Here is a 13,941-nt window from a genome sequence, read left to right as displayed (position 1 = left end):
CTAATTTAGGGCAACCAGCCAAGAACCCGGGGTGTCACCCACGGAGCCAGAAGAGCACTGATACTGGCAGAAAGTACTAACGCCAGCGCACTGTAAGCGCCTTCTTTCAATGAACTTTGAACCATTCTTGCAGTGCCCAATGCATGACAGGCTGTGCCCATAGCAATACCTCTGGCTTTTGGATCAGTGATTTTCAGCAACGACAGTAATGGCAAGCCAAAAATAGCACCCATCAAACCCGTCAGGATGACGGCAATAGCCGTAAGAGAAGGGACACCATTCAAGCTATCCACAATCATAACAGCAATGGGTGTTGTGACCGATTTGGGTGCCAGGGAAATAGCGACCTGACCATCGGCACCAGCCAGAACTGCGAGTATAACCGTGCTGACAAGGGCAAACAGGCTGGAAATAAAAACCACCAGAATCACACCGGGCAGTTCCCGATGAATATCTCTCATCTGTTGATAAAGAGGCACGCCCAGAGCGACAACCGCGATGCCCAGCAGGTTGCTTAGCCAGTTACCTCCCTGTTGGTAGTCGGAGTAGGGAATATTGCCGGCAAGAAGAATACCCACGAGTACCAGAATGCTGATCAGTAACGGATTAAGCAGTGAATACTTAAAACGATTCTGAAGCTTCCAGGCGATCAGATAGACGACCACTGTCAGAGAGAAGTAGAGCAGACCCTTCATCGGAGTGGTCGAAAACATCGGGAACAAAGTCATTGTCGTGTACGTTCCAGCCATTGAAACAGCCAACCGGCAATGGCCATAACGACCACTGTCCCAAAAATACTGGTCAGCAATAGAGCACCAAGACTGTTGGCCAGCAGATCCAGCTGATTGATAACACCAACTCCGATGGGAACAAACAACAGGGACATCCAGCGAACCAGAAAGCTGGCACCGGCTTCAACCCAGGACAGTCGAATCAGGCCACTGCCCAGCAGGGCTGCCAGAAGCAGCATGCCGATAATACTGCCCGGAAGAGCATGATTGATCCAGACGCTGAACAGCTCGCCTGTCCAAAGACAGGCCATCAGAATAATGACACTGCTTAGCCAGGCTGCCATACGTCGGCATAGAAAGGCTATTTTCACTAAAAAACTCCACTATGATGCTTAACCATTGCTCATGCCAGTAAAGAAGGTACCTGAACGATCATGAAAATCTGTATCTTTAGTGCCAAAAAATACGATCGTAAATTTTTTGGCCAGTACAATGCCGACTAAAGCTTTGAACGGGAATACTTTGATATTCATCTGGATGAGAAAAAAGCACACCTGGTCAGGACGGCTGATGCAGTCTGTGCTCTTGTTAATGACGATATCAGTCGGCCGGTTCTAAGTGTAATGACGGAATATGATATCAGACTTCTGCCCATGCGCTGTGTCGGATTTAACAATGCTGATCTGGATACGGCAAGAGAGTGGGCACCCAGGTAGCGTGATTATTTCTTAAGGTGATTTACGACGATGGCTAGGAGCCTGACCGAGAATAGACTGCCCTACTGCGGTGGCAGCAAATTGGTCTGAAAATCCGCTTTTGTTCGTCAAATAGCTCGCTATTCTCCTCACAAAACCGAATTTTTATCCTCAATTTTCTGCCGTCCTCGCTACGGGCGCTATTCTCAGTCAGGCTCCTAGCAGCCTGTCGGACTTAAGACTGTCCTACTCGGCAACTGCTCCTGCGTTTCTCTAGCTCCTGCATCCATGCAGTCGTGCGGTTGCAATAAATTGGTCTAAAAATCTCTGTTTCTTCGTCAAATAGCTCGCTATTCTCCTCAGAAACAGAGATTTTTATCCTCAATTTCTTGCAATCCTCGCTACGGACGCTTAAGTCCGACAGGCTGCTAGAGTATCCTCGATTTTGTCAAACCGCTTGTTGTGTTCATCAAACTAAGTAGGAAGTTGTCATTCCCGCGAAGGAGGGTGTCGCAAAACTCTGGTTCCCATGCTTTCAGGCCCTGTGGGTCCCAGCGTGGGAACGAGTTGACTCCCGTCATTCCCGGCTTCATTCTCGTCATTCCCGCGAAGGCGGGAATCCACACTGACTCTCCACCAGAACCATACTGCCCGGTGTCCCCCTGGCCTTGTCATCCCCGGGAAGGCAGAGATCCACCGTTGGCGCTGGATTCCCGCCTTCGCGGGAATGACGACTTCAGAGCATGGGAACGAGTTGTAGCATTGATACTCCTTCGATAGTCATTCTCGCAAAGGCAGGAATCATTCAGCTTGCGTTTAAACCTGCTGGCTAGCACCCACTCTCCCTTTTATACAAGATCCATTAGAGAATTGTCCCCTGCAGAGCACCTTATCTTAACCGCAACTCGGGCTCTGACAGGACCGGGATAACAATACTGGCACAGTCGTCTAGATTTAATGATGAACTGTTAATGTGAACATATCTGCCACAGGCATCTTTTTTAAAGCCAAGAAAACGAATTTTCTCGTCAAACAATTGTTCCTTTTTATTTTCATCTATCTGACTGACTCCAAAAAGTCTCATATTTAATTCAAAAATGTTTAATTGATTTAGAGCAGTATTTGTAGAAGCTTGTAGTATCTCAACCTTTTCCTGATCATTAGATGAATAACATTGATTGGAGATCAATCTAGTATCATGATCGCTGATGCGAGTCATGGTAATTAGATAGTTCGATGGTAAAAGTTTTTCAATTCTATTATCTGTACCACTTTCCTTTTCTTTGGCTATGACCTTGGAATTGCCATCTAACAAGATTGATTTCACCGTTATTACCCGAGAAATTGAATTCACCGTTATTGCCCGAGAAGAAAAATCAATCAATACTTTTTTCGTTATAGCATCAGGATGTAATCCATTGAATAAGTCATGCTCATAAAGCAAATTTGAACTTTCGTCCAAAAATTTGATATTCACTTCATAGTCATCGGGGTTATCGATTTGGAAAAAAATCGGTTATCAACACAAACAGATTCGTTTTCTTCTGAACAAAAACCCGTCACGGCGATAATCAGCATCGCCCAAAAAAATATAGTTTTCATAAAAATCCCTATCATTTAATTAAATCCTCTGTCGAAGGTAGTAGAAAAGATTAAACATTCAAACATTCACAAAAGAACAGTTCGCATCATTAGGGTTTGCTTGCTGTTTAGTGTTGTAAAATTCCTGGCGTTAAAGGCCTGATCAGCGAGACCCGGCCTGCCCGGCTAAACCGGGAGATTCAAATCAAACCACAGCCCGGAAGAGCTGCCATACGTTGGCATAGAAAGGCTATTTTCACTAAAAAATTCCGCTATGATTCTTATCAGTTGCCCAGAGTTTATGGCTGTCAAATGCTCATGCCAGTGAAAAGAGGAACCTGAACCGATCATGAAAATCTGTATCTTTAATGCCAAAAAATACGATCGTGAATTCTTTGACCTGTGCAATGCCGATACCGGCTTTGAACTGGAATACTTTGATATTCACCTGGATGAAAAAACCGCTCACCTGGCCAGAGCGGGTGATGCCGTCTGCGCTTTTGTTAATGACGATCTCAGTCGGCCAGTTCTGACTGTCATGGCGGAGTATGGTATCAGACTTCTGCTTATGCGCTGTGCCGGATTTAACAATGTTGACCTGGATGCGGCAAAAGAGTTGGGTATCACTGTAGCAAGAGTTCCGGCTTATTCTCCCGAGGCCACGGCTGAGCATGCCATTGCCCTGATCATGACCTTGAATCGCAAAACCCATAAAGCATATCAGAGAACCCGGGATGCCAACTTCTCACTGGAAGGGCTGACAGGATTTAACCTCCATGGTCGTGTAGCGGGGGTTATTGGCACGGGCAAAATCGGTCTGGCTGCTGCCCGTATTCTGAAAGGCTTTGGTTGCAAACTGCTGGGGTACGATCCTTATCCGAACCCGGCTTTTGAAGATCTGGGCGGGGATTATGTTTCCCTGAATCAACTGCTGCAACAAAGCAAGCTGATCACCCTGCACTGCCCTTTAACGAAAGACAACGAGTACATGATCAATGAGGACGCATTTAATCAAATGCAACCCGGAGTGTTACTGGTCAATACCAGCAGAGGTAAACTGCTGAATTCAGTGGCAGCAATGGACGCTCTGAAAAAAGGGATTCTGGGTGGACTGGCGCTGGATGTCTACGAAAACGAGCAGGACCTGTTTTTTGAAGACCTGTCCGATGAGGTGATTCAGGACGATGTTTTCAGACGCCTTTCAGCCTGTCACAACGTTATTTTTACCGGCCACCAGGCTTTTCTTACCGAAGAGGCGCTGGTGGCCATTGCTAAAACCACACTGGGCAATGCCAGAGCTTTTTTCGAGGGAAAAGCCTCTGGCAACGAAATAGCCAGAGATGTGCCAGATCAGCATTGAGGTCGGACCAGTGAGGCCCGACCCATATACTCAGTGTTTGGCAGCTTTGAGCGCTTCTTTCTCAGCGTCACTCAAAAAAGAAATGGCCAGACCATTTTCCTGAGCCTGACGGATCTGCTCAGGGGAGAGACCAGCAGCAGGCGCCGCGACTTCATACTCATAGGGCAGCTCAATGCCTTCCACCGCCGGATCATCGGTATTGATAGTGGCTAATACGCCGTGTGCCAGGAATTTCCTGAGCGGGTGCTTTTCAATACTTGGGAAAGTGCTGGTCTGGATATTTGACGTCAGGCAGGACTCAATACCAATGCGGTGCTCGGCCAGGTAATCCATCAGCGCCGGGTCCTCAATGGCTCTGACACCATGGCCAATTCGGGTGGCACCCAGATCACGAATAGCCTGCCATACGCTTTCGGCGCCCACTGCTTCGCCCGCATGAACTGTGACATTCAGGCCAGCATCACGGACCTGTTTGAAGTGCTCGACAAACAGCTCACCCGGTTTGCCGAACTCGTCACCGGCCAGATCAATTGCAACCAGTCTGTCCTTGAAGGCCAGACAGGCATTCAGTTCCTGCTGGCAGGCTTCCTGGCCAAAAGTACGACTCATGATACCGATGAGGTTGGTTTTGACGCCAAAATCACGGCTGCCGGCCTGAACACCGTCCACGACCGCTTCGACCACACCCTGAGGATCAAGGTTGTGAGTCATGGCCATATAGTAAGGGCTGAAGCGCAGTTCGGTGTAATCAATTTGGGCATTCAGGGCGTCTTCAACATTCTCATAGGCGACTCGACGACATGCGTCGTAATCTGCCAGAACCTTTACACCCCAGTCCAGCTTGGCCAGAAAACTCACCAGGTCAGGCTCATTGCTCATAACCCGAACATGGGGAATCAGATCTTCCAGATTATTGGCGGGTAACTCCAGATTGTGCTGCTGGCCCAGCTCCAGAATGGTCCGGGGGCGAATATTACCGTCCAGATGACGATGAATGTCGGTGAGGGGGATGGACTTGTCAATCATGTTAATGCTGCTCTCATCAATTTCAGGGTCCGCGTCTCTTTAGCCCGGGACCATTACAAAATGCGATGTCGGGGGGAATGAATATTACAGGGAATCAGTCATAAGTCTAAGGCGAGAGTAGCGGATTTCCCTATTGGCTGGGGAAATTTTGTCAGAATGGCTAACAACAAAGTTATTCAGGACCAAACAGGGGAACAAGCCGTACTGGCCAGAGTCAAAAGCTATAAGACTTATTGAATTAAATATTGTAAGAGGAGTATTACTATGGCAAATCCATCTGGCGCAGTGGGCCCCCCATCAGCGGCTGGCATGAACGTTCAGACGACACCTAAAATGCCCGCGAAGCCCCGGGGTACTACTGCGATGTATTCATTGCGTCGATGCTGTGAATATAAAGACAAATTAAGCAAGCTAACGACAGATTTCGAGTGGCCAATTGCTCCACTGCCTCTTAGACACTCTTCTGCGAAGGTTGAAAAACATCTGGAAGCCCGGTCGATAGAAGCTGTTTCATCCAGTCAGGGCTCGTTAACCAATCCACAAAAGATTAGCGGGACTACTGAGGCTGGAATTCAGGCTGAGCGAGAGGAAATCGTCGAATGTACGTCGGAGAATTACTCGCGCCTCTGTGAACATAGTCAGCGGTTAAGGAAAATTTTGGCTGTTGCTTTAGAGATAGAAATGGCATTGGATGACGATATCTCCTTCTATCAGAATGCTTTAGCAGGTCCGCATATGGAACAGCAAGAATTACAATCAAAGGCTGTTGCGGTGAATGAGAAACCCAAAATGTATGAGGCCAAAGATATGCAGGCTCTTGAACTGGAGATGAAAATCCTGAACCTTATGCAACAACCTGTAGATAGCAATAAGCCAATGAATCGACCACAGGCCGTGCAAGAAATAAAGTCGCCTGTTGATGAAAAAGTCATGAATTTAGAGAAACGTCTGAAATTAGCTGACAGTCGTATAAAAGATATGCAGTACGAACTTGGCAAAATGCAGAAAGAAAAAGATACATTATCCAAGCTTATTAAGTGGCGGGAAGGTTCTATAGAAGCATACATCCGTCGCGTTGAAGCTGATCATGATATCAAAGAAGAAACCCGGATTGAAAAAGAGAAACAATCCAGACGGGCTGACAAACTGCAGAAAGATTTATCAGCAGCTTATCAACAAATAGATGAATGTAATAATACCATTTTCGAAATCAGGAAAGAAAAAGATGCCCAATCCAGACAATGGGATATCGACAGGGCTGCTATGGAAAGAGAGATTGAAACCCTGAGAACTAGCCTGAGAGCACTCTCGGTTAACAACCCGACGGCAAAGACGAAAGCCTCCCCGTATGCTCGTTAATCGTCAAAACAGTTGTGAATTTTTTAATGTTGTAAAAGGAGTATTACATGATAGGTCCATTTGGCGCAGGAAATCCTTCAGCAAAAACTGACCTCGCTCAGGAGTTACCTAAGACGCACAGAGGCACTGCGATGTTTGCATTGTATCGATGCAGTTATTATCGACAAGCATTACGCAATATTTATCTGAACGGGACCTGCCTGACTTTACCTCCCCCCCCAGAACATTGCACGCTTCTGGAGGGTGGTAAACGTCTACAAAAACGTACGGTGGACGTTTCTTCATCCCTGCAGGAGTCAACTGCATCACAAAAGCTTACCGAAGACAGTGAGGCTGGACCCCGGGCTGAGCTGGAGATAACCCGGGCTGAGCTGGAAAGAATGCATGAACGTATTCAGGGAGATTACCAGCGCTTCTGCAAGCTCCATAAAAAGTTCACTGAAGTTATGGGCCTTGTTGAGGATGCTGAATCGGCATTGATTAAAGACTTTGATTTCTATTATGACCGAGTGTTACTCAGTCTCAAAGAGGATGAGAGGGAGAATGACTCTTACAGACTCCGGCATGAAAAAGCTGTGCTATCCAGACGGAATGAGCAGTTAGAGAAGCAGTTACATGAGAAGAACACAGTGCTTGATGCCAAAGAAAAACAACTGTCTGACATGCAAACCACAAACGTTCAATTGCTTCAAAGGCTAAGAGATATGCATCAAAGGCTAACGTCCGAGGGCGCTGATGTGGTACCCAAAGAGGCGCTATCTCAGCTACAGAATGATCTGCGAGAGACTCAGGCTCTCTTGCAAGAGAGAGAGAATAAAGTGAGTGCCCGGGTTGCAAAGGCTACTCCGAAAGCACTCTCAACTGACAACCAGACGGCAGGGACAGAAGCTGGACCGGACGAGGCTCGTTAACAGGCAAACGGTTTATGAATTTTTGAATGTTGTAAAAGGAGTATTACAATGGCCAACTCACTCGACTTAACAATGAGTCCGCTTGGACATGACCCCATTAGATCTGAGATGCCAAGGGGCCATTCGGACAGCATTGCGAGATATGCATTGCGTCGTTGTTATGTTTGTAAAGATGCATTAGGAAAATTACCGACAGAAGACACGATCATGTCGGGTTTTTCTGCCCCTCCGGAAAATAGCCCTTTTTGTCGTAAAGATCTGGAGTCCCGAGAGGTGGCAGTATCTTCATCTTGTCAGGGCCCGACAACTATTCTGCGAAAAGTAAGCGAGGCCAGTGAGGCTGAAATCGAGGCTGAACTGGAGAAAATGAATGAACGTATTCAGAATGATTACAAGCGCCTTTGTGAGTACCGCTCGCAGTTAATGGAATTTATACAATTTGCTAGGCAGACTGAAACTATATTGGAAGAAGATATTCTCTTCTATACGAAAGCGTTTTTAAGTCTGCCTAAGGATCAGCAAGCATTAGAGGTAACGACTAATGAGCTGCATCAGAAAACCAAAATGTTTGAGGCCGCAGATCAGGAGGTTCGTGAACCGGCTAGAAAATTCCAGAAGCTTACACTACCGCTTGAAGATAGCAAAAAGCCAATGAAGCGACTGCATGACGAGCAAGAAGCAAAGGCGCTTGTTGATGAAAAAATTAAAAATTTAGAGAAGCTTTTGAGTGAATACCATAGTCGTTTATCGAAGATGTCTAGCATCTTTAGCGAAACCGAGAAAGAAAAATATAAAATATCAAAAGAAAATGATTATTATCTGGCGTTATTGAAAAAAGAATATGCACGACGTTCGGATAGAGAAAACCAGATCGTTAGAGAACATGAAGAACAAACTGAGAAACAATCCGAGCGGATTAAAAACCTGAGGAAATGTATAGCAAGATATAAAAGTGACTATCAGAAACAATCCAATAAGATTAAAAGACTGAGGAAGCTTGCAGTACAAAATAAACTTCGCTTCGAGACTGATAAGGCTATCAAAAAAAAACTCAGTGATGAAAAAGATGCGCTATCCAGACGGGTTGAGGAACTAACGAATGAGTTACATCATCAAACCGCACTGCTTGAAGGCAAACAAAAGCAACTCTCCAATACAGTAAGTCAAAATGCTCTTTTTATGAAAATGCTGAAGCGTTCATCTCAATTGAACAGTACCAGAGTGCTTGAATTGATAAAGAGTAAAAAGATGTTCTCTCAGCTTCAGAGTGAGCTGAAAGAGACTCAGTCTCTTTTGAAAGCGAAAGAGGCTGAACTGAGCTCAAGGGATGCTGAATCCATACAGTGGGATATCGACAGGGCAGCGACGAATAAAAAGATTAAAAACCTGAGGGCTAAACTGAGAGCACTCTCAATGGACGACCAGACGACTGATACTAAAGCTACATTGGATGAGGCTAGTTGATAGTCAAAATAGTTGTGAATTTTTAACGTTGTAAAAGGAGTATTACAATGGCAAATCCAACAGGTGCAGCAACCTCTGCACACATAATTGACCAGAGTGTTCGGATCAAAGATATGATGTCCGGCGACGATCCCGCCAGCGTTGCAGAATATTCATTATATCGATGCAGTGCTCTTACAGAGCCATTAAGCAAGATGCGTAAAGGGATCACTGTGGAAGGGTTACCTAAACCCCCTTCGCAGTGCCATCTTTTGAGTGATTTTAAATGTCTGGATCGTCGGACGGTGTCAGCGCATCCATCCCTCGAGGATAGTACTGAGGAGATGCCAAGCGTTTTAAGCAGGATTAACGTAGGCACAAGAAGCGTTTTAAACAAGATTAACGAAGCCAATGGCTATGGAATCTGGGCTGAACTGGCAAATATGGATCAGCAAAGAAGGGCGTACTACCATCGCCTCTGCCAGCTTCACAGTCAGCTCTGTGAATCTCTGAATGTCGCTCAACAGGTTGAAAACTTATTAGAAAACGATATTTCTTTTTATATCGAAGTGTTACAAGGTCAGCATAAGGGTCAGGAAGAATTACCGGTAATGGGCAGTAAATTCTCTCAGGCTTTGACTGCACACTTAGGTTCTCTTGAGAGTGCGCTAGATCAGAAGACGAAAACGCTTGAAGCCCGAAATGAGCAATTTCATGAAATGGATAAAAAAATCCAGGAGCTTACGCAGCAGACTGTACTTAGCAAAAATACAGCGTTTTCGGTAGCGGACGAACAAGTCAGAACCATTCAAACTAAGGAATTATTCAAAGAATTAGATGACCAGCTGAGTCTATCTCGTAAGCGTTCAGCTCTGATGCGGGAAGAGCTTAAGGAAGTTGGAATAGAAAGAAAAGAGGCTCAAGCTGCCCTTCGCAGTTTCGAAGCTGGAAAACATGTGAGCATGGAAGATTTTAAGAAGTTGAAGGCGGATTTAGCACAAGCTCGTGGCGATCAGCATATTTTAAAAATAATAAAGAAAGATAGAGATGAACTATTCGGAATAGTTAAAACGCTGCAGGATGAAAAAGGTAAACAATACGAAGAATTTTACAGGACGAAGCAGAAGTTATTAGAAATTAGAAGGTTCTCAAATAATCAGCAAGTTGAATCAGAAAAAATGCAAAAAGCAATGCAAGAAAAAAACAATGTGTTGTCCAGACGGGTTGAAGGGCTGGAGGCAGAGTTAGCAGAAGCTCGTCGTTGTTCAGATGCTCATCTGGCTCTTTTAAAAAAAATGCGGAAAGAAAAAGCTCAACAATCCAGGGGAGCGAGCCAACGTGAGAATGAGTCAGATCCAAAAACCACAGAGCGTGACGACATTCAGGGGGAACTGTTTGAACTGGAACTTGAAAACAATCATTTGATGAGCCAGTTGGCCTGTAGAGAACAAAGTCTCAGAGCTGAAAAAAGAATGCGCTCTCAGCTTGAGAATGAGCTGGAACAGACCCGGTCTCTTTTGCAACAGAAAGAAGATGAGGTGATCGCCTGGGTCAATCAATCGAGACAGTGGAACACCGCCAGGGCGGCTATGGAAAGAGAGATTGAAAATCTGATGGATAAACTGAGCATGCTATTACAGAACAACCAGTCAGAGGAGATGGAAGTTTCCCTTAATAGTTAAACGGTTTATAAATTTTTTAATAGTGTAAAAGGAGTATTACTATGACTTACCCAATTAAATCACCAGCAGTACCTTCATTTGTATCTGACCCCAAGGTCAATGAAGATGTTGCGATGTCACCTGAAGCACCTCGCAAATGTGCGGACAGTTCTGCAGTGGATTCATTGCATCGATTCTCTGCTGTTATAGATACATTAAGCCTGTTGCGCGAAGGCATGACCGCGGAAAAGTTGCCTGACCGTCCTGATTATTGCCATCTTCTTTACGGTGATAAAAGTCTGATGTCACGGAAAGTGGTAGCTTCTTCACTGCGGTATGACTCGTCAACCGATTCAGAAAAGCTAGAAGACAGAGAGGCTGAAATTCTGACTGAGCTGGGGAGAATGGACAGACGAACTCAGGAGGATTATCAGCAGCTCTCCAGGCTCCATAGTCAGCACTCTGAGGCTATGGATGTTGCTCTAAAGACTGAAACGGAATTGAAGATCATTTTTCCCTTCTACAACAGTGCGATGGAAAGGCAGCATCATGATCAGCAAAAAATAGGGTCACTGTTTGGTAAGTTGCAAGAACAATACAAAATCCTTGACACCAAAGATGAGGAAGTAGGTGAACTGGTTAGAAAAAATCAGGATCTTACACGAGAGCTTGAAAGCAGCAGAAATAAATTGTTCAAGTTGCAGAATGTGGAAGACATAATCATTCGTAAAGATGCATCAGTCAGACTGTTAGAGAACAGTTTAAGAGAAGCTAATCTTCGTCTAACATCGATGCAGAAAGAGCTTAATACACTCCGGCAAGAAAAAGCTGAAAAATGGCAACCTGCTGACAAGCAGGATAAGGATTTAGCAAAAGACCAACCTGATCCAAATGTTGATAAGGATACCTTAAGCACAATCCTTAAAGAAAAAACTGCACTATCCGAACGGATTGAAGATCTGGAGAGACTTTTAGAAGACGCCAGGGATCGCTCGAAAGCTGCTGAAGATCTCGTGGCCGGTACGAGGAATACAATGAATCAAAAAGACAAACAGCTTCGGAAACTGAAGGAGAGTCTGAAAAGTGCTGATCGTAACGCAAGTGAGCATGCAAACGCAGTAAAAAAGGGGCATGCAGAAAAACACAGGCTATCCAGCCAGCTTAAAGCTCTGGAGAAGCATTTATCAATTGCTCAGCAAGCAACAGATCATTATCAGAAAAAGGCTATCGATGCCCAGATAAAATTAATAGAGCAATCCAGACGGATTGAGCAACTTGAGAATGAGTTACGCCAGAAGGGCATAGCAGAGACAGAAGCCTTACCGGATCAGGCTCGTTAACAGTCAGACGGCTTATGAATTTTTGCATAGTGTAAAGGGGGTAATACAATGGCAACACCAGCAGGCACAGCAAACCGACCGCTCGAATCTAACATTTTGGTTAATCAAGATGTTGAGTTGGCATCTGAGTTGCCCAGCAACCATACGCGCCATACTGCGATCTATTCATTGCATCAATGCAAAGCTCTTACAGAGATATTAAGCAAGATGCGCGAAGCTACGATCGTGGAAGCCTTGCCTGAACCCCCTGTGCCTGGCCGTTTTAAAAGTCTGAAGTCGCGGACAGTGGCAGTTTCTTCATTCTGGCAACGTTCGCCAACCGATTCAGGAAAGTCTGTCCAGGCCAGTAAGACTGAAATCCTGGCCGAGCTGGATAAAATGGATGAGTGTCTTCAGCAGTATTATCAGCGCATCTGCCAGCTCCATAGCCAGCTCACTAAAACGCTGGAAATTGCTTTGCAGACAGAAACGGCATTGAGCGACGATATTCCCTTCTATGAAGAAGCGTCTAAAAGCCAGCATAAGGAGCAGCAAGAATTACAGTTAATGGCTGATAAATTGCAGAAACAAACTAAAATGCTTGAAGCCAAAGATCGTGAAGTCCATGAACTGGGTGCAGACATCAGATTTCTTAGAGAACAGGCTAAGATTAGCAAAGAGCATTTGAACCGAGCTTGTGACCAGCAATCAATTAAGGCGATTGCTGATGAAAGAGTCAGAAAATTAGAGAATGTCATAAGAAATGTTAATAGTAATTCAACATCGATTCAGAAAGAAATTAAAACCATCCGGGAAGAAAAAAAGCAGTTGGATGATGCCTTTTCCAAAATCGGGCTGAAAAAATTTTCGGATCCCCAACAGATTCTAAAGCTGTTGCAGGATTTAGAGTCAGCTAATCGCATCGTAAAGTCTTCTCGAGATCAAAATGAAAGAATAGTTCAGCTAGAAGAATTGAATAACAATCAGAGCAGGGATTTGCTAGAAGTTCGAAGGCGCTTAGAAGAGTCTGAATCTTACGTACTAAGAATCAGTGCAAAAAATGCTGATCTATCCCGTCAGAATGAGCAACTGAAGAGTCAATTAGCCAAAGCTAATCCTGGCTCCGAAAGAAAAATCCATGAAGACAAAGGTGCGCTAACCAAACGGGCTGAGAAGCTGGAAAAGGATTTAGCAGAAGCTAACCGTAACTATCAGGAATCCATAAGAACAATCCGGGAAGAAAATGCAGTTCTTAATCGTGGCTATCAAGAAATCATAAGAAGAATGCAGGAAGAAAAAGACTTACTTGATCGTGCCTATCAAGAGACCATAAGAATAAACCAGGAACAGGCTGACCATCTAAATTGGCGTATATCAAAAGCTCAACATACTGCAGGTTCTCATCAGGATGACGATATCAGAGCCCGTTTAGAGCGATTGGAACAATCAAGACCGACTGAGCAGCTTGAGAATGACTTACGCCAGAAGGCCACCATGCTTAAAGCCACACAAGAGCAACTGTCTGAAGTTGAAAGTCAAAAAGCTCATATGCTGAAGAAGTTAAAAAATATGCATAAAAAGCTCACTGCCAAGGGTATTGATGTGGTACCCAAAAATACACTGACTGAGCTTCAGAATAACCTGCAACGGACCCAGTCTCTTTTGCAACAAAAAGAGGATGAAGTCACTGCCTGGGTCAACCGATCCCGACAGTGGGAGACCGACAGGGCAGCTTTGGAAAGGGAGATTGAAACCCTCAGAGCCCAGCCAGGCAGGTTTATACAGAACAACCCGACAAGCGGAGATGAAAGCCCCCTGATCAGGCGGGCTGATAGTCAAACGGTTTAAGAATTTT

General features: G+C 45.0%; 12 protein-coding genes and 1 pseudogene. 9 read left to right on the top strand and 4 right to left on the bottom strand.

Features of this window, described 5'->3' with window-relative positions; translation table 11 throughout:
* Positions 1 to 5 precede the first annotated feature (5 nt).
* Positions 6 to 749, bottom strand: a complete 744-nt coding sequence (locus ACO6V5_RS17095) for an LrgB family protein (protein ID WP_422410435.1) — start codon at positions 747 to 749, stop codon at positions 6 to 8.
* Positions 725 to 1,102 carry a CidA/LrgA family protein gene (locus tag ACO6V5_RS17090; protein ID WP_422136579.1) on the bottom strand — a complete coding sequence of 126 codons (378 nt, stop codon included), beginning with the start codon at positions 1,100 to 1,102 and terminating at the stop codon, positions 725 to 727. The genes ACO6V5_RS17095 and ACO6V5_RS17090 overlap by 25 nt, the downstream gene beginning before the upstream one ends.
* Before the next feature lie 153 nt (positions 1,103 to 1,255).
* Here ACO6V5_RS17090 and ACO6V5_RS17085 point away from each other — a divergent pair.
* A pseudogene (locus tag ACO6V5_RS17085) lies at positions 1,256 to 1,447 on the top strand (2-hydroxyacid dehydrogenase); the annotation flags it as partial.
* Positions 1,448 to 1,993: 546 nt separating this feature from the next.
* Positions 1,994 to 2,206 (top strand): hypothetical protein, encoded by a 213-nt coding sequence (locus ACO6V5_RS17080; RefSeq protein ID WP_422136580.1) that lies wholly within the window; start codon positions 1,994 to 1,996, stop codon positions 2,204 to 2,206.
* Positions 2,207 to 2,315: 109 nt separating this feature from the next.
* On the opposite strand, the gene ACO6V5_RS17075 is transcribed toward ACO6V5_RS17080, so the two are convergent.
* Positions 2,316 to 2,903 carry a hypothetical protein gene (locus ACO6V5_RS17075; RefSeq protein WP_422412266.1) on the bottom strand — a complete coding sequence of 196 codons (588 nt, stop codon included), beginning with the start codon at positions 2,901 to 2,903 and terminating at the stop codon, positions 2,316 to 2,318.
* Between the two features lie 453 nt (positions 2,904 to 3,356).
* Between ACO6V5_RS17075 and ACO6V5_RS17070 the strand changes: the two genes are divergently transcribed.
* Positions 3,357 to 4,367, top strand: a complete 1,011-nt coding sequence (locus ACO6V5_RS17070; RefSeq protein ID WP_422412264.1) for a 2-hydroxyacid dehydrogenase — start codon at positions 3,357 to 3,359, stop codon at positions 4,365 to 4,367.
* A gap of 30 nt (positions 4,368 to 4,397) precedes the next feature.
* Here the strand turns inward: ACO6V5_RS17070 and add are convergent, their stop codons facing one another.
* Complete coding sequence (gene add / locus ACO6V5_RS17065) at positions 4,398 to 5,393, bottom strand: adenosine deaminase (protein WP_422136583.1); 996 nt, start codon at positions 5,391 to 5,393, stop codon at positions 4,398 to 4,400.
* A 264-nt stretch (positions 5,394 to 5,657) separates the two neighbouring features.
* On the opposite strand from add, the gene ACO6V5_RS17060 reads away from it, so the two are divergent.
* From ACO6V5_RS17060 to ACO6V5_RS17035, 6 genes are all read left to right on the top strand, one after another.
* The gene (locus ACO6V5_RS17060) at positions 5,658 to 6,752 is read left to right on the top strand and encodes a hypothetical protein (protein WP_422412261.1); all 1,095 of its coding nucleotides are present in this window, start codon (positions 5,658 to 5,660) and stop codon (positions 6,750 to 6,752) included.
* A gap of 47 nt (positions 6,753 to 6,799) precedes the next feature.
* The gene (locus ACO6V5_RS17055; protein ID WP_422136585.1) at positions 6,800 to 7,663 is read left to right on the top strand and encodes a hypothetical protein; all 864 of its coding nucleotides are present in this window, start codon (positions 6,800 to 6,802) and stop codon (positions 7,661 to 7,663) included.
* A 48-nt stretch (positions 7,664 to 7,711) separates the two neighbouring features.
* Positions 7,712 to 9,127 (top strand): hypothetical protein, encoded by a 1,416-nt coding sequence (locus ACO6V5_RS17050; RefSeq protein WP_422136586.1) that lies wholly within the window; start codon positions 7,712 to 7,714, stop codon positions 9,125 to 9,127.
* A 116-nt stretch (positions 9,128 to 9,243) separates the two neighbouring features.
* Positions 9,244 to 10,788 (top strand): hypothetical protein, encoded by a 1,545-nt coding sequence (locus ACO6V5_RS17045; RefSeq protein WP_422492132.1) that lies wholly within the window; start codon positions 9,244 to 9,246, stop codon positions 10,786 to 10,788.
* Between the two features lie 41 nt (positions 10,789 to 10,829).
* On the top strand, positions 10,830 to 12,107 hold the full coding sequence (locus ACO6V5_RS17040; protein ID WP_422412257.1) for a hypothetical protein: 1,278 nt from the start codon (positions 10,830 to 10,832) through the stop codon (positions 12,105 to 12,107).
* A gap of 48 nt (positions 12,108 to 12,155) precedes the next feature.
* Positions 12,156 to 13,934 carry a hypothetical protein gene (locus ACO6V5_RS17035; protein ID WP_422412255.1) on the top strand — a complete coding sequence of 593 codons (1,779 nt, stop codon included), beginning with the start codon at positions 12,156 to 12,158 and terminating at the stop codon, positions 13,932 to 13,934.
* Positions 13,935 to 13,941 lie beyond the last annotated feature (7 nt).

Origin of the sequence: Endozoicomonas sp. ALD068 (genome assembly GCF_049310145.1) — a bacterium.
Taxonomy (GTDB): domain Bacteria; phylum Pseudomonadota; class Gammaproteobacteria; order Pseudomonadales; family Endozoicomonadaceae; genus Endozoicomonas_A.
This window is presented reverse-complemented; position numbering and strand designations above follow the sequence as displayed.

Bases quoted from the DNA above. Each gene is read 5' to 3' on its own strand.
- ACO6V5_RS17095 (WP_422410435.1), bottom strand. From the start codon at position 749: ATGGCTGGAACGTACACGACAATGACTTTGTTCCCGATGTTTTCGACC.
- ACO6V5_RS17070 (WP_422412264.1), top strand. From the start codon at position 3,357: ATGAAAATCTGTATCTTTAATGCCAAAAAATACGATCGTGAATTCTTT.
- add (WP_422136583.1), bottom strand. From the start codon at position 5,393: ATGATTGACAAGTCCATCCCCCTCACCGACATTCATCGTCATCTGGAC.
- ACO6V5_RS17060 (WP_422412261.1), top strand. From the start codon at position 5,658: ATGGCAAATCCATCTGGCGCAGTGGGCCCCCCATCAGCGGCTGGCATG.
- ACO6V5_RS17055 (WP_422136585.1), top strand. From the start codon at position 6,800: ATGATAGGTCCATTTGGCGCAGGAAATCCTTCAGCAAAAACTGACCTC.
- ACO6V5_RS17050 (WP_422136586.1), top strand. From the start codon at position 7,712: ATGGCCAACTCACTCGACTTAACAATGAGTCCGCTTGGACATGACCCC.
- ACO6V5_RS17045 (WP_422492132.1), top strand. From the start codon at position 9,244: ATGTCCGGCGACGATCCCGCCAGCGTTGCAGAATATTCATTATATCGA.
- ACO6V5_RS17040 (WP_422412257.1), top strand. From the start codon at position 10,830: ATGACTTACCCAATTAAATCACCAGCAGTACCTTCATTTGTATCTGAC.
- ACO6V5_RS17035 (WP_422412255.1), top strand. From the start codon at position 12,156: ATGGCAACACCAGCAGGCACAGCAAACCGACCGCTCGAATCTAACATT.